The sequence below is a fragment of the Streptomyces sp. Ru71 genome (genome assembly GCF_002920535.1).
Classification (GTDB): Bacteria; Actinomycetota; Actinomycetes; order Streptomycetales; family Streptomycetaceae; genus Streptomyces.
On record NZ_PQSS01000006.1, the window covers coordinates 97541 to 116583 of the forward strand.

The 19043-nt window shown below is 68.6% G+C and carries 16 protein-coding genes; 9 read left to right on the forward strand and 7 right to left on the reverse strand.

Translation table 11 applies throughout. The annotated features are described in order from the left end of the window. Nucleotides 1-81: 81 nt before the first annotated feature. Nucleotides 82-1146, reverse strand: coding sequence for a LacI family DNA-binding transcriptional regulator (locus C3489_RS05955; RefSeq protein ID WP_258054580.1), 1065 nt, complete (start codon nucleotides 1144-1146; stop codon nucleotides 82-84). 371 nt (nucleotides 1147-1517) lie between these two features. Between C3489_RS05955 and C3489_RS05960 the strand changes: the two genes are divergently transcribed. From C3489_RS05960 to C3489_RS06000, 9 genes are all read left to right on the forward strand, one after another. Further along, the gene (locus C3489_RS05960; protein ID WP_103780601.1) at nucleotides 1518-2858 is read left to right on the forward strand and encodes an ABC transporter substrate-binding protein; all 1341 of its coding nucleotides are present in this window, start codon (nucleotides 1518-1520) and stop codon (nucleotides 2856-2858) included. Between the two features lie 47 nt (nucleotides 2859-2905). Next, complete coding sequence (locus tag C3489_RS05965) at nucleotides 2906-3781, forward strand: carbohydrate ABC transporter permease (protein ID WP_103780603.1); 876 nt, start codon at nucleotides 2906-2908, stop codon at nucleotides 3779-3781. Further along, entirely contained in the window at nucleotides 3778-4683 is a 906-nt protein-coding gene (locus C3489_RS05970; RefSeq protein WP_103780605.1) for a carbohydrate ABC transporter permease, read from the forward strand. Before C3489_RS05965 ends, C3489_RS05970 begins: the two co-directional genes overlap by 4 nt. Nucleotides 4684-4720: 37 nt before the next feature. Then, the gene (locus C3489_RS05975) at nucleotides 4721-4918 is read left to right on the forward strand and encodes a hypothetical protein (RefSeq protein ID WP_103780607.1); all 198 of its coding nucleotides are present in this window, start codon (nucleotides 4721-4723) and stop codon (nucleotides 4916-4918) included. A gap of 31 nt (nucleotides 4919-4949) precedes the next feature. Then, nucleotides 4950-6128 (forward strand): NosD domain-containing protein, encoded by a 1179-nt coding sequence (locus C3489_RS05980; protein WP_103780609.1) that lies wholly within the window; start codon nucleotides 4950-4952, stop codon nucleotides 6126-6128. Nucleotides 6129-6257: 129 nt separating this feature from the next. Continuing rightward, complete coding sequence (locus C3489_RS05985) at nucleotides 6258-7556, forward strand: extracellular solute-binding protein (RefSeq protein WP_103780611.1); 1299 nt, start codon at nucleotides 6258-6260, stop codon at nucleotides 7554-7556. 70 nt (nucleotides 7557-7626) lie between these two features. Then, nucleotides 7627-8508: a carbohydrate ABC transporter permease gene (locus tag C3489_RS05990; RefSeq protein ID WP_103780612.1), complete on the forward strand. Its 882-nt coding sequence runs from the start codon at nucleotides 7627-7629 to the stop codon at nucleotides 8506-8508. Next, nucleotides 8505-9344, forward strand: coding sequence for a carbohydrate ABC transporter permease (locus C3489_RS05995; RefSeq protein WP_219821929.1), 840 nt, complete (start codon nucleotides 8505-8507; stop codon nucleotides 9342-9344). The genes C3489_RS05990 and C3489_RS05995 overlap by 4 nt, the downstream gene beginning before the upstream one ends. A 44-nt stretch (nucleotides 9345-9388) precedes the next feature. Then, on the forward strand, nucleotides 9389-10807 hold the full coding sequence (locus C3489_RS06000) for a glycoside hydrolase family 172 protein (RefSeq protein WP_103780614.1): 1419 nt from the start codon (nucleotides 9389-9391) through the stop codon (nucleotides 10805-10807). A 37-nt stretch (nucleotides 10808-10844) separates the two neighbouring features. Here C3489_RS06000 and C3489_RS06005 read toward each other — a convergent pair whose 3' ends face one another. The 6 genes from C3489_RS06005 to C3489_RS38565 all read right to left on the reverse strand — a co-directional run bounded on the left by C3489_RS06005 (nucleotide 10845) and on the right by C3489_RS38565 (nucleotide 19039). Continuing rightward, nucleotides 10845-11765, reverse strand: coding sequence for a carbohydrate ABC transporter permease (locus C3489_RS06005; protein WP_103780615.1), 921 nt, complete (start codon nucleotides 11763-11765; stop codon nucleotides 10845-10847). 2 nt (nucleotides 11766-11767) lie between these two features. Then, nucleotides 11768-12661 (reverse strand): carbohydrate ABC transporter permease, encoded by an 894-nt coding sequence (locus C3489_RS06010; protein ID WP_103780617.1) that lies wholly within the window; start codon nucleotides 12659-12661, stop codon nucleotides 11768-11770. Between the two features lie 107 nt (nucleotides 12662-12768). Beyond that, a complete protein-coding gene (locus C3489_RS06015) occupies nucleotides 12769-14091 on the reverse strand; it encodes an ABC transporter substrate-binding protein (protein ID WP_103780618.1) in 1323 nt (440 codons plus the stop codon). 48 nt (nucleotides 14092-14139) lie between these two features. Then, nucleotides 14140-15882 carry an alpha-glucosidase gene (locus tag C3489_RS06020; RefSeq protein ID WP_103780620.1) on the reverse strand — a complete coding sequence of 581 codons (1743 nt, stop codon included), beginning with the start codon at nucleotides 15880-15882 and terminating at the stop codon, nucleotides 14140-14142. A 62-nt stretch (nucleotides 15883-15944) separates the two neighbouring features. Beyond that, nucleotides 15945-17132 (reverse strand): ROK family transcriptional regulator, encoded by a 1188-nt coding sequence (locus C3489_RS06025; RefSeq protein ID WP_103780622.1) that lies wholly within the window; start codon nucleotides 17130-17132, stop codon nucleotides 15945-15947. Between the two features lie 35 nt (nucleotides 17133-17167). Next, on the reverse strand, nucleotides 17168-19039 hold the full coding sequence (locus C3489_RS38565; RefSeq protein ID WP_103780624.1) for a hypothetical protein: 1872 nt from the start codon (nucleotides 19037-19039) through the stop codon (nucleotides 17168-17170). Nucleotides 19040-19043 lie beyond the last annotated feature (4 nt).

The window sequence follows — 19043 nt, forward strand, 5'->3', positions numbered from 1 at the left end:
CCCCTTCAGTGATGGTTCGCTGAACTCGGGCGGCGGGAGACTGGACCTCTCCTGCCGCCCCCTTGCTGTGGTGGAGGTGGCTCAGGCCGGGCAGCCGCAGGACTCCCGGTAGGTGATCTCCGGCTCCAGGCGGACGGTGCGGGGCCGGGAGGTGAGGGTGCCGTCGATGCGGCTGAGCAGCAGCTGCATCGCCGTGGCCCCGATCTCGTGGGCCGGCTGGGCGACCGCGGTGATGCCGGGGCGGAACAGATCGGTGTGCGGGAAGCCGTCGAAGGTGGCGAAGGCGAAGTCCTCGGGCGTTCTCAGGCCCAGTCCCTTGGCCGCGGCCAGCACGCCCACCGCGGTCTCGGTACTGGCGGCGACCACCGCCGAGGGCCGGTGGTGTTGCAGGACTCCCGTCATGAGCCGGCGGGTGTCGTCCGCCCGCCCGCTGCCGGTGACGATCAGGGTGTCGTCGGCCTCGATGCCCGCCTCGTCGAGTGCGTCGAGGTAGCCGCGCCGCCGCTCGGAGATGGTGGAGACACCGGTGTCGCCGGCGGCCAGCGCGATCCGCCGGTGACCGTGCCGTTCCACCAGGTGCAGTACCAGCTCCCGCATGGGCGCGGTGTTCTCGACGCCCACCTGATCGGCCTTGACCCCGTTGAGGCGGTCGATCAGGACGACCGGTGTGCCCCGGTCGATGACCGCGGTGATCGCCTCCCGGTGGGACCGGGCCACCGGAGCGATGAGCAGGCCGTCGACCCGGCGCTCGGCGAGGACCTCCAGCGCCCGGGCCTCCAGCTCCGGGTCCTCACCCGAGTTGGCCAGCAGCACGGTCAGGCCGGCGCCCATCGCCTCGCGTTCGACCCCGCGGGCCATCGCCGCGAAGGCCGGCTCGGCCATGTCCGTCAGGATCAGACCGATGGAGTCCGTGCGTGAGCGGCGCAGCGCGCGGGCGAGGCTGTCGCGCCGGTAGCCCGTGGCCCTGACCGCCTCCTCGACCCGGATGCGGGTCTCGTCGCGGACCGGCCGTGTGCCGTTGATGACGTGGGACACGGTGGACGTGGATACGCCGGCCATCCGTGCAACGTCGGAGATCGTGGCCACTGCCGCTCGCCGCCTCCTCGTCTCGTCGGGCCAGAGCCATGATCCAGCCCGTAACTGCATAGCGCCAAACGGTCCGCCGATCCATGCGGCCGACCGAATCGCCGTCCACTCGTCTCGGCGCTTCCCAGCTCATCGAAACGATTGCGCAGACCTTCGCACGCCCCGCCGACGGCCGTCAATAGCCGTGACCAGCAAGGGCGCTTCGCCCTCCGGAAACTTCTCCGACACACGGTATTGACAGCCCAAGCGTCCCGAGTACCTTTCATCGAAACGTTTGCGTCAGGCCGTACGCCGGTCCTCACGCCGCACGGCCGAGCGGCACCGGACACCTCCCGGACCCGAAGGCCCGTACCCCGTCACCGCCCTGCCTCGGAGCCCCTCCCCCACGCCGGTTCCGCCTCACCCTGTTTTTCCCGGAAGGCAACAGCACCATGGCGATCTCCTCTCAGCCCGAGTCCTCCCCGTCGGGACGGCGCTCCGGCATCTCGCGCCGGCTCCTGATCACCGCCGCCGCGAGCACCCTGCTGGCCGCCACCGCGGCCTGCGGCTCCGCGGTGAACACGACGACCGGCTCGTCGCCGGACGGTCTGATCACCCTGTCCATGCACAACCCGGACAGCAAGACCCAGGACCCGGCGACCTGGCACCTCGTCCAGGCGTTCAACGCCCAGCACCCCGACATGAGGATCAAGCTGGAGGGCCAGCTGGTCGACCAGCACGAACAGCGGATGACCATCGCCGCGCAGAGCGGCACGCTGCCGGAGATCTTCTGGGTCTACGACTCCCTCGCGAAGACCATGGCGAAGAACGGCGACCTGCTGAACCTCACGACGATCCTCGCCGAGAACGACCTGCAGGCGAAGTTCACCCCGAGCATGCTGGCCGCCTTCCAGTCGGGCAACGTCCAGTACGGCGTCCCGTACCAGGCGCTGGTCACCGGCTTCTACTACAACAAGGACATCCTCCGCGCACACGGCCTCGCCGTGCCCAGGACGTTCGAGGACCTGCTCGCCGCGGTGAAGAAGCTCAAGGCCGCGGGCGTGGTGCCGATCGCTCAGGGAGCGAACACCTCCTCGTTCAGCGTCTGGGCCTTCCTCACCATGCTCGACCGCTTCGGCTACGAGGAGAAGTACCAGGACATCCTGTCCGGCAGGGCCCGTTACGACAACGCCGACTTCGTGCGCCTGTACCAGCACGTGGAGGAACTCGCCAAGGCCGGCGCCTTCCCCGCCAACATGAACACCCAGACCTACCCCCAGGCCGTCGCCTCGTACACGGCCGGCAAGGCGGCCTTCCTCGACGCGGGCGTCTGGGAGGCGCACAAGATCCAGGACAGCAAGGTGGGCAGGAGCACCGGCTTCTGGGCCGGCCCGACCTTCTCCGACGGCGTCGGCGAGCAGAACCTCGTCATGAACGTCCCCTCGGCGCCGTTCGTGGTGAGCGCCAAGGTGAAGGAGGACAAGAAGAAGTACGCCGCGGTGAAGGCGTTCCTCCAGTTCTACTACAGCGACGCGGGCCAGAAGATCCTCGTCGACAACGGCCAGCCGCCGGTCACCACGTACAAGCCCCAGGTCGACGCCGCCAAGGACCCGGTCTTCGCCGCCGTTCTCGCCGAAGCGGCCCGCCCCGGCTGGAAGAGCCCCAAGGCCCAGCCCGACCTGGTGGTCTCCGCTGCCACCGCCAGCGCCATGTACGACAGCTTCTACGGGGTCATGGGCGGCAGCCTGAGCCCGCAGGAGGCCGCGGCGAAGGTCCAGAAGTCCATCAAGTAGCCGTCCGCACCAGCCTTCTTCGGCCTGCCTCGAACAACAGGAACGGCATGAACTGGCTCACCACGCGCCGGCACTTCACCCTCATGGTCGCGCCGGCCCTCCTCATCTACACCGTGTACATGATCTACCCGATCCTGTACTCGCTCTACTACAGCTTCACCTCCTACGACGGCGTCTCCGCCACCGCGTTCACCGGGCTGAGCAACTACCGGCAGATGGCGCAGGACGACGTCTTCTGGACCTCCCTGCGCAACACCGGAATCATCCTCGGCATCGCCCTGTTCCTGCTGGTCCCCCTGGGCTTCCTGCTCGCCGTACTGCTCAGCGGCCGGATCAGGGGCAGCGGCGCGCTGCGGGCGCTCGTCTTCGCCCCGGCCATCATCGCGCCGATCCTCGTCGGCCTGATCTGGATCTTCATCCTGGACCCGAAGATCGGCCTGGTGAACGCCTTCCTGCTGGCCATCGGCGTACCGGCGGACCCGCAGTGGATCGGCGGTCCCACGCTCAGCCCGTACTCGATCGGCTTCGTCTACCTCTGGCAGCAGATCGGCTTCGTGCTGACCATCTTCTACGCCGGGCTTCGCATGCTGCCGCGCGACGTGATGGAAGCCAGCAGCCTCGACGGCGCCAGCCGCTGGCAGCAGCTGCGGCACATTCAGATCCCGATGCTGCGCGAGACGTTCGGCATCGTCACCGCCCTCGTCGTCACCGGCGTCTTCAAGGTCTTCGAACTCGTCTACGCCCTCACCGGCGGCGGTCCCGTCCACCTCTCCGAGGTCATGGTCAGCTACATGTACCACATCACCTTCACGACCCAGCAGTACGGCTACGGCATGGCCCTGGCCGTGGTGGTGTTCGTGGTGGGCGCCCTCGCCTCCGCGGCCACGTTCCTCGGCAACCGCCGCAAGGGGGACGTCCGTTGAGCATCGACACCGAGGTCAAGACGTCGCTCGTGCCGCCGGCCGCTGCCGACGGCACCCCGCACAGGCGGCGACGCCGCGGTCGCGGCAGGATCATCGTCTCGTCGGTGGCGTACCTGATCACCTTCGTGATCCTGTTTCCGCTGCTGTGGATCGTGCTGCTGTCGTTCCAGACCAACGACAACATCCTCAACCACCCGTTCTCGCTGACGCACCTGACCCTGGCCAACTACCAGCAGGCCCTGAACACCCTGAACCTGCTGGTGATGTACAAGAACACGCTGGTCCTGGCCGTCGTCTCGGTCACGGTCGGGCTGTTCATCTCCTACCTGGCGGCCTTCGCGCTCACCCGCATGGTCTTCCGCAGGGGCGGCCGCCGCACGCAGAACACCCTTCGGTACTACTTCCTGGCCGGCCTGGCCATCCCCGTCTACATCCTGCTGTTCCCGGTGTACCGGATCGACATCGCCTTCGGGCTGTTCGGCACCTACGCGGCGCTGATCCTGCCGTACATCGCCGTCTCGATCCCCTTCAACATCCTGCTGCTGACCGGCTTCCTGCGGGACTTCCCCGACGACATCGAACAGGCGGCGGTGATGGACGGTGCCGGGCTGTGGCGCATGGCCTGGAAGGTCGTCTTCCCGCTCATGCGGCCGGTCGTCGCCACGCTCGCCATCCTCAACGTCATCTACGTCTGGAACGAGTTCCCCTTCGCGGTCACGCTCATCAACAACCCGGAGCTGACCACCGCGTCCCTCGCCGTCTCCCAGTTCCAGGGCATCTACAGCGTCAACTACGGCGCGATGATGGCGTCCGCCACCCTCGTCCTGCTGCCGCAGCTGGTGATCTACGCGGCCTTCCAGAAGCAGGTCATCGCGGGCATGACCGCGGGCGCCGTCCGCTGACCCTCCCGCACACACCCCAACTCCATGAGGAGCCGCCATGGATTCCGGCCGACCGCCCACACCCTCCCGGCGCACGCTGCTCAGGGGCGCCGCGCTCTCGGCGCTCACCACGGCGGCGTTCCTGAACGCGGCCGGACCCCGGCCGGCCCAGGCCGCCGTACCGGCCCGTCCCAAGCCCCCCGAGCCCGCCGGCACGTCGCATCGGTCCTACCGGGCGATCGTCGGCGTTCTGTGACCAGAAGTCTTCGACCGGAAGGAACATCCCCGTGGCGGACACCGTCTACGACGTCACCACCTTCGCGGCCAGCGTGTCGCCCCACACCGACATCGGCCGGGTGATCAACGAGATCATCGCGGACATCAAGTCCAGGCAGACCACCCAGAACACCAGACCCGGCGCCGTCATCTACATCCCGCCGGGCCACTACGACCTGCTCTCCCGGGTCACCGTCGACATCAGCTTCCTGACGATCAAGGGCTCCGGACACGGCTTCCTGTCCGAGGCCATCCGCGACGGGTCCGCCACCGGCTCGTGGTTCGAGGTGCAGCCCGGCTCCAGTCACATCCGGGTGCTGAACACCGACGGCAACAGCGAAGCGTTCCTGGTGCAGCGCGCCGGACGGCCGGAGGACGTGGGCCGGCTCAGCGGCGTCGTCTTCCAGGACTTCTGCATCGACGGTGTGTCGGCCGTCAAGCCGTACACGCCCGGCAACTCCAAGACCGGCATCTCGGTGCAGTCGGACAACGACTCGTTCCGCATCGAGGGAATGGGCTTCGTCTACCTCGAACACGCCATGACCGTGAGGGGGGCGGACGCCTGCAGCTTCACCAACAACTTCGTCGCCGAGTGCGGCAGCAGCATCGAACTGACCGGCGCCTCCCAGTCCGTCAAGATCACCAACAACTACCTCATCAGCGCCTGGGCCGGCTTCTCGATCTACGCGGAGAAGGCCGAGGGCATCAACATCTCCGGCAACACCATCCTGTGGGCCTGCAACATCACCCTCACCGAAGCGAACCGCTCGACCATCTCCGCCAACAAGCTGCTGAGCAACTTCCCCGGCATGATCTCGCTGCTGAACGGCAGCTCGGGCAACCTGATCTCCGGCAACCACTTCCGGCGGGTGTACGGGGACGGCACCAGCACCCGCTTCGACGACCTCTACGGCCTGGTCCACCTCAGCGGCGACGACAACGCCGTGATCGCCAACCAGTTCTCCTACTCCGTGCCCCCGCAGAACATCAGCCCGGCCGGCTCCGACCCGACGATCATCCTCGTCGCCGGCGGCGCCCGTAACTACCTGGCCACCAACAACATCAGCGCCAACGTCGGCGTCAAGGTCGTCCTCGACGCCTCCTCCACCGAGACGAAGCTCCTCTACACCGCACAGAACTCCCAAGTGCGGGCGTACACCGAGAACTACGCGCTCGTGGCCACCCCCTGAGCACAGCCACCGGAGAACGGCGGGTGCCGCAGCCGGAGTCGGCCACGGCACCCGCCGCGCGGCGCGGACCGCCGCGGGCAGCGCCGCCACCTCACCCACATTCTCTTGCCCGAGAGCACGGAGAACACCATGAAAAGAACGTCCCCTGGACTGACTCGGCGCGGCTTCCTCGATATCGCAGGCGCCACCGGGCTGGCCGCCGCGGCCACCGCCTGCGGTGCCGGCGGGAGCTCGTCCGGCGGCGCGTCCGGCTCACTGACCGTGCTGTGCGAATCGGGCGGCCACGCCGAGCTGACCAAGATCGCCGCAGCGTTCGAGAAGCAGTCGGGTCACTCGGTCACCTTCGTCGAACTGCCCTACGACGGCCTGTACAACCGGCTGCACAGCGAACTCTCCAACGGATCCGTGTCCTTCGACCTGGCCGCGGTCGACGCGATCTGGCTGCCGGCTTTCGCCGACGCCCTGCTGCCGCTGGACGACCTGTTCACAGCGGACACGAAGGCCGATCTCTTCCCCTCCCTGGTGGAGGGAGCCCAGGTCAACGGCAGGTTCGTGGGCATGCCGGCATGGACCAACGCAGAGATCCTCTTCTACCGCAAGGACCTCTTCGAGAACGCCGCCGAGAAGTCCGCTTTCCGGAGGAAGTACGGCTATCCGCTCGCGCCGCCCAGCAACTGGCGGCAGTTCCAGGACGTGGCGAGCTTCTTCACCCGGGGCACGAAGCTCTACGGCACCGACGTCAAGGGCGCCGTGGAGACCGAGTGGCTCGCCCATGTGCTGCAGGCCGGATCCCCCGGGGTCGTGCTCGACGACTCCGGCAAGGTGATCATCGACAACGCCCAGCACCTCGCCGCGCTGAAGTTCTACTCCGACCTCGACAACCGCCTCAAGGTGAGTCCACCCGGCGCCGCCCAGCTGGACTGGGCCGGTGCGCAGAACCTGTTCCACCAGGGCAGGACCGCGATGATGCGGTTCTGGGCGCACGCATACCCGCTGATCCCGAAGGACTCCCCCGTCCACGGCAAGGTCGGTGTCGCCCCGATGATCGCGGGCAGTGCCGGGATCGGTGCCATACCGGGACCCTTCTACCTGTCCGTCCCCGGCGCGGGCAGGAACAACAGCCTGGCCAAGCAGTTCGTCAGGTTCGCCTACGACAACAACCAGCTGGCCATCCAGTCCTCCCTGGGACTGGCGGCCCGCAAGTCCGCGTACGCCTCCTACGCGAGCAGGCCCGGCTACGAGCACTTCGAGGCTCTGCTGACCACCCTGGACGGCCCCGTCACCAGGTCGCGTCCGGTTGGCCCCAAGTGGCAACAGATCGTGGACACGGTCCTGGTCCCCATGCTCCAGAAATCCCTGACCGGGAGGGCGGACTACGCCGCACTGCTCGCCCAGGCGCGTCAGGAGGTGGAGAAGCTTGTCCAGTAGCACCCGGCAGCTCGTCCACCAGGCGGTCTCGCCGCCGGTACCGACAGTCAGTCGGTGGGGCAGACGGCCGATGCCGGACAAGCGGTTCGCCGTGGTGCTCATCCTGCCGGCGGCGGCGTTTCTCGCCGTGTTCGTCGTCTGGCCGCTGGTCAAGCTCGTCCTCGACAGCTTCTACGACATCGCGCCCCTGGCCGGCACACGGCGCTTCGTCGGGCTCGGCAACTACACCGACGCGCTGACCTCGCCGGACTTCCTCGATGCCGCGCTGCGCACCCTGCTCTACACCGTCGTCGTCGTGACGCTGGAGTTCGCCCTCGGGCTCGGTGCCGCCCTGCTGTTCAACGCCCTCGGGCAGCGGTCCCGGGTGCTGCGCACGGTGTTCCTCTATCCGCTGATGATCGCACCCGTGGTCGCCGGCCTGCTGTGGCGCTTCCTTCTCATCGACAACTTCGGGCTGGTCAACGCGCTGCTCGTCAGCATGGGCATACTGAACAGCACTGCGGACATCGGCTGGTTGTCCGACCCGGACATCGTGCTGGCCTCGGTCTCGATTCCCGACATCTGGCTCACCACCTCCTTCATGACCCTGGTGCTGTTCGCGGGCCTGCAGAACATCCCCGGCGACATCCTGGAGGCGGCCAGACTCGACGGTGCCGGCGCCCGCCAGCAACTGTTCCGGATCGTCCTGCCGCTGCTGCGGCCGGTCATCGCCGTCGCGCTGATCGTCCGCGGCATCGACGCAGCCCGCGCCTTCGACACCATCGTCATCCAGACGAACGGCGGGCCCGAGTCGGCCTCCACCACCCTCAGCCTGCTGATCTACCGGACGACCGTGCGCTTCGGGGAGCCCGGCCCGGCCTCCGCCATGGGCACCCTCTATCTGCTCGCCATGCTCACCGCCGCCTTCATGACGATGCGCATGATCTGGCGGCCCGGACGGGGGCAGACATGACAGTGGTGCTGAACATGCTCGCCACCAGGCGTTCGCTGCTGTGGGCGCTGCTGCTCCTGGTGGTCGCGCTGTACGCCTTCCCCTTCCTGTACCTGGTGCTCACCTCGTTCAAAGCGCCCTCGGACGCCCTCGCGGTACCGCCGACCGTCCTGCCGAAGGTGTGGAGCCATGCGAACTTCACCTCGGCACTGAACACCCCGGGGACGGTCCCCGCCTTCGTCAACAGTGTCACCACCGCCGTCCTCAGCACCGTCGTCTCACTCGTGCTGGCCGTGCCCGCCGCCTACGCCGTCACCCGATTCGGAACGCCGAGCGGCCGGGTGTTCATCGTGGTGGCCCTGGTGACCAGGATGGTTCCCCCCGTCGCCGTCGGCGTACCGCTCACCGGGATGATGAAGTCCCTGAACCTGACCGACACACCGCTCGGCACGGCCATCGCGCACACGACGATCTCGCTTCCCCTGTCCATCTGGCTGCTGACCAGTTTCTTCGAGGCCGTTCCCGCTGAACTGGAGGACGCGGCCAAGGTCGACGGCTGCGGCCGGCTGGGCGCACTGACGCGGGTGGTCCTGCCGGTCGTCCGGAGCGGCGTCGCGGTGACGGCGGTCTTCGCCTTCCTCGCCTCGTGGAACGAGTTCCTCTTCGCCCTGCTGCTCACGGCGGTCAGGGCACAGACCGTGCCGATCCTCATCGCCGACTTCCAGACGCAGTACGGCCTTCAATGGGGTCCCATGACGGCGATGGCCACCCTCTACTCGATCCCGGTCATCCTGCTCACGCTCGTCCTGCAGCGGCGGATCGTGGCCGGCCTCACCCTGGGCGCGGTCAAGGGCTGACCCGCCCCGCACCGGTATCACACCTCCGAAAGGACGCCTGTTCCATGTCCGTCCCCTCCGTCTCCCTCGGCGACGACCTGATCGGCCGCGCCGCCAGGCGCCGACGCTCCCGCTCCGCCCGCGTCGCCAGCTGGGACCACACCGGCCTCAACGAGGACGCCTTCATCGTGATGCCGGGTGAGACCGCCGTCCTCGCCGACCTGGAAGGCCCCGGTGCGATCACTCACCTGTGGTTCGTCCAGGGCTGCCGCGTCATCCTCGGCCCCGGTCTGTTCGACGCCCGCCAAGCGGGTACCGCCATGGTCGAGTTCAACAACGCACTCGGCTACAACTGGGAGGTCAACGACCCCGACTACTACCGCAAGGTCGTCATCAGGATGTACTGGGACGACCAGGAGCACCCGTCCGTCGTCGCCCCGCTCGGTGACTTCTTCGGCGTCGGCAACTCGATGCCGGCGAGCTTCCAGTCGATGCCGTTCACGGTGTCCGTCAAGGAGGATTCGGAGCGCGTGTACGGCGGCCCCGCGGCCTTCAACTGCTTCCTGCGGATGCCGTTCAACCGGCGTGCCCGCATCGAGGTCGAGAACCAGGGCGAGCACCCGTACGTGCAGTACTTCTACATCGACTACGAACTGTTCGCCGAGGACCTCCCGGACGACACCCTGTACTTCCACGCCCACTGGCGGCGCAACGACCCCTGCAACGGCTGGGGTCCCGACCTGCAGGTCAACAGCCTGGAGACGCAGGTCCCCAACCTGGACGGCAAGGACAACTACGTCATCCTCGACACCGAGGGCGCCGGCAACTACATCGGCTGCGTCCACACCGTCAACCACTTCACCGGCACCTGGTGGGGCGAGGGCGACGACATGATCTGGATCGACGAGGACTTCGCACCGGACGGCACCACCAGCTGGCCACCGTCCATGCACGGCACGGGCGGCGAGGACTACTTCAGCCACGGCTGGGGCATGCAGAAGATCAACTACCCCTTCCAGGGCACGATCATCCACGAGGAGGACGTGCCCGGCCTCCAGGTCCACTACCGCTTCCACCTCGCCGACCCCGTCCGTTTCAACGAGCGCATCCGCGTCACCATGGAGCACGGCCACGGCAACCACCTCGCCGACGACTGGTCGACGACCGCGTACTGGTACCAGACCCTCCCCGGCCCCCGACTCGACATCCTCCCGGTCGAGCAGCGCCTGCCCCGCAAGGCCGAAGGCCCCGGCATGAAGGACCTCCCGACGGTCGACCGCACCAGGCTCGACCCGCTGCGCCGCAGGATGTACGAGCAGCGTGACACCCGCAGGGCCGAGTTCACCGCCCAGCGCAACGCCTGGTTCGAGCGCCGGGCCGCCGAGTCCCGCGAACGCGCCTCGGCGAACAGAGCGTTCGCCGCGCAAGTGCGTGCGAAGTTCCTCGCCCGGGCGGCCGCGGCGGTGGACCGTCCCCGGGGGTGATGCGCTCATCGGTGTCCGGCGTGGATTGCGCCGCCCGTCACTTGACGGCGCCGGCTGTGACGCCGCGGGTCAGGGAGCGCTGGAAGACGAGGAAGAAGGCGACCATGGGGATGACGCCGAGGAGGGCGGCGGCGCTCATGGAGGTCGGGTCGCTGGTGTACTGGCCCTGCATGGAGGCCAGTCCCAGCGGGACGGTCTGGTTGTCGTTGGAGATGAGCAGGACGAGGGGGTAGAGGAACTCGTTCCAGCTCCAGACGAAGAAGAAGACGCACATCACCGAGAGGGTCGGCCAGCTCATCGGCAGGACGATGCGCCAGAGGATCGTCCAGCGGCCGGCGCCGTCGAGGGAGGCGGCCTCGATGAGCTCGCGCGGGAAGCTGTGGTAGACGGAGGAGAGCAGGTAGGTGCCGAAGGCGCTGTAGGTGATGCCGACGAGAAGGGTGTAGCCCAGCTTCCCGTCGTAGAGGCCCAGTTCCTTGAAGAGGTAGTAGACCGGGTAGACCAGGCCCTCCTGCGGGAGCACGTTCACACCGAGGAAGAAGACCAGGAGGGCCGTGCGCCGGCGGATGCGGCCGATGCCCAGGGCGTAGGCGTTGAACAGGGCCAGGACGACGGCGATGACGACCACGCCGAGGCTGGTTTCGACGCTGTTCAGGAGCTTCTGTGTGAAGTCGGCGCGCTGCCAGACGCCTTCGATGACGCCCCAGTTCCAGCTCGTGGGCAGGGACAGCGAGCCGTGGGCACGGAAGTCGGCGCTCGTCTTGAACGAGTTGAGCAGGATGACGACGAACGGGGCGAGGAAGGCGAGGGCGAAGGCGCCGACGGCGACGAGTACGGCCCAGGACAGCGGCGTGCGGCGAGAGGCGGCCGCGCGGCGGCCTCGGGCGTCGGGCGGGATCTCCTTGCGGACCGGGGTGCTGACGGACGTGGTCCGGGGGGTGGTGGTGTCGGTGCTCATCGTCATCCGTCCTGGCGGGCCTGGCGGGTCAGCGTGGTGGCGGCGATGACCAGCACGAGGAGGGTCATGGTGCTGGAGATCGCGGACCCGTAGCCGACGTCGGCGCGCTCGAAGAAGTTCTGGTAGGCGAAGTAGGAGGGGACCAGGGTGGCGTTGCCGGGGCCGCCGCCGGTCAGGACGTAGATCTGGGCGAAGACCTTCAGACCGGCGATGGTGGTGGTGACCAGGACGACGTAGATCTCGGGGCGCAGCAGGGGGACGGTGATGCGGGTGAAGCGGGTCCACCAGGAGGCGCCGTCGAGGTCGGCCGCCTCGTACAGCTCGGGGTCGATGCGCTGGAGCCCGGAGAGGAACAGCACCAGCGGGTAGCCCAGCTGCATCCAGACCAGCACGCCCAGGACGACCCAGAGGGCGAGAGCGGGGTTGCCGAGCCAGTTCTGGGCCAGGGACTTCAGGCCGACCTTGTCCAGGAGGCTGTTGGCGGCGCCTTCGGGGGCGAGGATCCAGCCCCACATCAGGCCGGTGACGGCGACCGGGATGACCTGGGGCAGGTAGAGGCCCGAGCGCAGGAGGGTGACGACCCGGTCGCCGTGCTTCTTGCCGACGTAGTCGAAGAGCAGGGCCGAGAGGAACAGGCCGAGGAGCGTCGGGGCCACCGCCATCCCGACGATGACGAAGCCGATGTTGCGGAAGGACGCCCAGAAGTCGGAGTCCTGGAACAGGCGGGTGTAGTTGTCCAGCCCGGTGAAGTCGGCCGGGCCGATTCCCGTCCACCGGGTGAAGCTGTAGGCGAAGGTCATCACCAGGGGGACGGCGAGGAAGAGCAGGCTCAGCAGCAGGCCCGGCAGGAGGAAGACGGCGTAGCCGGTGCTGCGTGGACGGCGTTGGCTTTTCACGGTGGCTCCTTGGGGGCGGGGCGCGGCGGGGCAGCGGCGCTGCCGGGAGAAGGCGCCGCCGCCCCGGGACGGGTCGGCCCCTGAACGCGGGCCTGGCGGGTGAGTCCTCAGTGCCGGGTGGAGAAGTACTTGTCGTACGGGGCGGCGAGCTGGTCCAGGACGGACGTGGTGCCGGCGCCGTTCATGAGGTTCTGGGTGGCGGAGACGAAGGTGTCGTAGTAGCCGGGGACCGGCCAGTCGGGGTAGAAGGCCAGGCCGTCGTTCTGCTGGTACTGGTCGAAGGCGTCGATCAGCTGCCGGGACTTGACGTTGGTGATCTGACCGGGCTTGACGGTGAGCGGGACGTTGCCGTTCTCACCGATCAGCTTCTGGATCTTGTCCGACATGGTGATGCCGATGAAGTCCTCGGCCAGTTTCTTGTTCTTGGCCCTGGTGGGGACGACCCACTGGTTGCCGCCGGCACCGAGGGTCGTCCTGCTGCCCGGGTAAGGGGCGACGGACCACTTGAAGTTCTTGATGTCGGTGGTCAGGCCGCCGAACCACCAGTTGCCGCTGACCATGATGGGGCGCTTCTGCGAGACGAACTGCTCGCTCATGTCGTTGCCCTTGAGGCCGACGTCCTTCTTGTCGAAGTAGCCCTTGGACAGCCACTCCTTGTACTTGTCGACCGCCCAGGTCCATTCCGGCCCGTGGAAGTCGATCTTGTCCTTGTAGAGCTGGTAGCCGTCGACCCAGGTCTTGTTAGCCTTCGTCAGCGCCAGCAGGTACAGCCAGTGGGAGGCGGGGTACTCGTTGCCCGCGTTGGCGAGCGGGGTGACGCCGGCCGCCTTGAAGGCGGCCAGGGCGGCCTCGAAGCTCGCGAAGTCGGTCGGCTTGGCCACCTTGTACTTCGTGAAGAGGTCGTCGTCGTAGTAGGCGAGGACGAACTCGCCGTAGTTGGGCACGCCGTACCACTTGTCGCCGCCCATCTCCCCCTTCGCGTCGTAGCGGGCGGTGACGGACGCGCTCTCGCTGATCTTCCTGTCCCAGCCGTGCGCCTTGACGACGGAGGTCAGATCGGTGAGCAGGCCCTGCTTGGCGAGCAGACCGGTGGTGGCGTTGCCCTTGTTGTACTCCAGCACGTCGGGGGCCGTGTCGGAGTTCAGGACCATCCCGGCGTTCTGCTGGATCTGCTCGAACGTCTTCTGCTCGAAGATCACCTTCACGCCCGGGTGGGTCCGCTTGAACTCGGCGACGGCCGCCGCCCATGCCTTGCCGAGCGCGCCGTTCGGGTCCTCGTAGTGCCACAGGCGCAGGGTCCGGCCGTCCTCGGCGGCGGTGCCGGAGCCGCCGCAGGCGGTGGCCAGCGGCGTTATCAGGGCGAGGGAGGCCACGGCCGTCAGTAGGCGGCGCCGGGCGGTCCCGGCCGGGAAGACGGAGCTGTTGGTCATGGTGGGTTCCTTGCGGGCGAGGAGGAGACAAGGACGGGCATGGCACAGTCAGGGGATGGTGCGGCGGTGGACGCGTGCTTCCCACGGCTGCAGGGTGTGCCGGGTGGCCGGCGGGTCGCTCGCCGGCACGTTGGCGATGAGCGTTTCCGTGTCCTGCCAGCCGTCGGTGACGGCGAGAGGGACGGGGACGGGCCGGCCGGTGAAGTTGGCCAGGACGAGCAGCTCGGTCCCGGTGGCGGCGTCCCGGCGGAGGAAGGCGTAGATCTGCTCGTCGTCGGGGAGCAGCATCCGGAAGTCGCCGTCGGTGATGGCCGGTTCGCTGTGGCGCAGGGCGATCAGGCGCCGGTAGTAGTGGAAGACCGAGTCGGGATCGGCCAGCTGGGCCTTGGCGTTGACGTGCGTGTAGTCGGGGTTGACCTCGATCCACGGGTGTCCGGTGGTGAATCCGGCGTGGTCGGTGGCGTCCCACTGCATGGGCGTGCGGGCGTTGTCGCGGCCGCGGGCCCGCAGCCCGGCCAGGATGCGGTCCTCGTCGACGCCCAGGGCGAGCTGCTCGCGGTAGTGGTTGAGGGACTCGATGTCGCGGAAGTCGTCGATCGTCGCGAACGGGGCGTTGGCCATGCCCAGTTCCTCGCCCTGGTAGACGTACGGGGTGCCGCGGTGCAGATGCAGCACGGTGGCCAGCATGGTCGCCGAGCGGGTGCGCAGGACGGGGTCGCTGTCGTCGCCGAAGCGGGAGACCACGCGCGGCTGGTCGTGGTTGTTCCAGTACAGGCTGTTCCAGCCCGTCTCGGCCAGGCCGGTCTGCCAGCGCCCGAGGCTGGCCTTGAGGTCGGTCAGCTTCAGCGGGCGGGCGTCGAACTTGCTCGGCCCGTGGTCGAGTGCGACGTGCTCGAACTGGAAGACCATGTCGAGCTCGCGCCGGTCCGGGTCGGTGAAAAGCTTGGCCTCGTCGATGGTGACGCCGGGCATCTCACCGACGTTCAGCAGCTTGCGCGGGTGCGCGGCGAACACCTCGCGGTGCATTTCGGCGATGTATTCATGGACGCGCGGGCCGCAGACGTAGAAGGGGCTGCCGTCGCCGTAGCGGCCACCCTCGGGCACGATCCCGTCGGGCAGGGCCGGGTCCTTGGAGATGAGGTTGACGACGTCCATGCGGAACCCGTCCACGCCCCGCTCCAGCCACCAGCGCATCATGGCGTGGACGGCCTGCCTCACCGTCGGGTTGTCCCAGTTCAGGTCGGGCTGCTTGCGCGAGAAGATGTGCAGGTAGTACTCGCCACTGGCCTCGTCGTACGTCCATGCCGGCCCCGAGAACCACGAGCCCCAGTTGTTCGGCTCGGCCCCCGGGGTGCCCGGCTGCATGCCCTCGCGCGGCGGGCGCCAGATGTACCAGTCGCGCTGGGGGCCGTCGGGGCCGCCGTCGCGGGACGCGGTGAACCAGGGGTGTTCGTCCGAGGTGTGGTTGACCACCAGGTCCATCACCAGTTTCATGCCGCGCTCGTGGACGGCGGCCAGCAGCCGGTCGAAGTCGTCCAGCGTGCCGAACAACGGGTCGATGTCCTGGTAGTCGCTGATGTCGTAGCCGTTGTCGGCGTGGGGCGACGGGTAGACCGGCGACAGCCACAGCACGTCCACGCCGAGCTGGGAGAGGTGGTCCAGGCGCTCGGTGATCCCCTGGAGATCGCCGATGCCGTCCGTGTCGGAGTCGGCGAAGGAGCGCGGGTAGATCTGGTAGACCACCGCGTTCTTCCACCAGGCGGCGGTGTCGTCGGGCGGGTTCAGGGGCACGGCTGATCCTCGTGTCGGGGATGGAGGGAGATGAGGGAACGGGAAGCTGGGGGGAGGCGGGATCAGGAGATGGCGGAGCCGACGGCCTCACGGATGACGAGGCAGGCCGCGCCGCGCGCCCACAGGTCATGGGTGACGGGGTCGACGTGGATCTCGCAGTCGCGCGCGGCGTCGGAGAAGGCGTACGCCTGCAGTGCCTCCTGCATGGCCGGGCCGAACAGGTCGTGGGCCACGGCTCCCTCCCCGGCGATGATGATCTTCTGCAGGTTGAGCAGATTGCACAGGCCCGCCAGGCCCCGCCCGAGCGCCGTGCCGGCCTCCGCGAAGGCGGCGCGGGCGACCGTGCGGGCAGCGGAGTGTTCGCCGCGGGCGAGTGCGATGGCGTCGGCGATGGTGGTGCAGTCGGTGATGCCACCGTCCTGGATGTGCCGCAGTACGGCGCGGTCGCCGGCCAGCGCTTCCAGGCATCCCCGGCGTCCGCAGCTGCACATCGGCCCGGCCGGGTCCAGCGGCAGGTGGCCGAGTTCGCCGGCCATGCCGCTGGAGCCCGCGTACAGGCTGCCGCCGAGCAGCAGACCGCAGCCGATGCCGGGGCCGACGGTGACGACGGCGAAGGAGTCCACGTCCCGGCCCGCACCGAACCAGCGCTCCGCGACGACCAGGGTGTTGACGTCGTTGTTGACGGTGACCATCAACCCGGTCGCCTCCGACAGCGGCCCGGCGACGTCGACCTTGGTCCAGCCCAGCAGGGCGGAGTAGCGGCAGATCCCGGCGGCGGAGTCGACGTGGCCGCTGACTCCCACCCCGACCCCGAGGACCCTGTCCGCCGCCTGCGGGGCCTTCTCCAGCAAGCTGGTCGTCAGCGACGCCGCGGCGGACAGAGCGGTCTCGGGCCGGCGGTTGTCGATCGGCACCTCGGCGCGGGCCAGCACGTTGGCCGCCATGTCGGTGACCACGCCGGACACCTGAGCGGGGCCGATCTTCATGCCGACGACGATGTGTTTGTCGGGGTTGACGTGCAGCAGCTTCTGCGGGCGGCCCCGGCCGTGCGGGGTGGCGTCCGTCTCGCGGAGATAGCCGTGTTCGAGGAGCGGGGGCAGCATGCGGGTGACGCTGGAGGGCACCAGGCCCAGCCGCTGGGCGAGCTGGGTGCGGGAGAGCGGTCCGGCGGTGAGCACGGTGGCGAAGATCTCCGCGCGGGTCTGCTCGCCGACGAGATCCGAGAAGGGGATCGGGGACGGGGTGTTCATCCCGGGTGCCTCCAAGCGTGAGTGGCCTACGGCCGTCAGCCGATGTCGATGTAGTTCAATGCAATCGAACCGGAGTCGCCGTCGGTACGCGCCACCGTCACGAGGTTCTCGCCGGCGGCGAGGCTGATACGGCCGCTCAGCGTGGCCCACTCGCCGGAGGTGGCCCGGAAGCCGATCTGGCGCGGCTGGGCGACGACGGTGTGGTCGGGCTGCTCCGCGTCGAGGGTGAGCCGAGCCGTTTGCGCTGCCTGGTACCGCAGGTCCAGGCGGTAGGTGCCGGCGCGCGGGGCCTTGACGGTGAAGGTGACCGACTGGTTGTCGCCGCTGATCAGGGCGTAGCCCATGGCGTCGTGTCCGGGGAGGGTGTTGGCGAAGCCGGCGCCCCCGCCCCAGGCCGCGAACGCCGCCTGGTAGCGGCAGCGGTCGCCGGCCGGGGGCGTGACGGTGGCGAACAGGCAGCCGTGGGCGGGAAGTTCGGCGCGGATGGTGCTGAGCCGGCCCAGGTCTTCGTGCTTCCATACGTCCCGTACCGCCGCGGTGCCCTCGATGCCCAGGGCGGACAGGTCCAGGGAGCGGACGGCGGGCCCGTCGGAGCGGTTGAACAGGGCGACCGCCCAGCTGCCGTCGGCGAGTTGCCCGGCCCAGCGTTCACTGTCGCGGCTGGAGGGGTCGTCGGCGTAGGAGTTGCCGTTGTTGAAGTACGGCTTGCCGACCAGGCCCTGCCCGTGCAGGGCGAGGACTTCCGGGTTGGTGTAGGCCCAGCCGTGGCCCGCGATGTCGGCGTGGGTGTCGGCGATGGCCAGTGGGGACCCGGCGATGGTCATCAGCGAGATGGCGGTGCGGCGTTCGTGGTCGTCGGCGAAGGTGTTGAGGCGCAGGAAGTCGCCGTCGAGGATGAGCTGGCCGCGCCCGGAGCGGTCGGCGTAGCCGGTGAAGCCGCAGAACGGGTTGAACCAGTTCGGCCACAGGTTCTGCCAGTCCTGCCGGCCGCCGCTGAGCCGGTCCCAGCCGCCGCGGTCGGCGTCGGCGTCGATGCGGATCATGTCGCCGTAACGGATCTCCGCCTGGGCGTGCTGGTAGAGGTGCGGCATGACCAGGGACAGCTCCATGTCCTCGCCGGCGGCCTCGCTCATCCAGCTGAGCGCGGTCTCGTAGTTGGCGCGGCCATGGGGCCGGTTCACGGTGCCGATGTTGGCGTCGCGGCCGTCCTCGTACCAGGACAGGAAGTCGACGCGCAGGTAGGGAACGCCGAGGTCCTTGAAGTACCGCACATAGCCCTGGACGTACTCCTTGGCGCCGTCCCTGGTGACGTCGATCCAGTACAGGGCGTTGCCGCCGATGTCGGAGCCGAAGAAGTCGCCTTCGTCGACCAGGTCGGCGATCTTCACATCGGGGCGGCCGACGACGGTCTTGGTGGTGTCGGCGACGGCGGCTCTGTGGACCCACAGGGGGTTGTAGTAGACGCCCAGCTGCATGCCGCGGTCCTGGAGGTAGCGCGACCAGTACGACCAGTCGTGGGTCCAGGAGTCGTTGTAGCTGATGACGTAGCCGTGCTCGGTGGTCCTGGACGAGCCTTCGATCCAGCCGTCGGTGCAGGCCATCCGGTAGCCGTGCGGGGCGAAGTCGCGGGCCAGCCAGTCGACGTTGGCCTTCCACTCGTCCTCGGGGATGGGGGCGTTGTTCGGGAACGACCAGCCGTAGATGTTCCAGTACAGCGGGCCGGCGCCGGAGCGGGTGAAGACGCTGTTGCGGCCGGCTGCCGGCAGGGACCTGACACGGCCGGCGCGCTGGGCGGGGACGGCGGACGCGGCAGGTTCTGCGGCGAGGCCCGGGGAGGCGGGGGCGAGGGCCGCGAGGCCGGCACCGGCCGCGGCTCCGGAGATCAGGGCCCTTCTGGAAAGCGCCATGGGG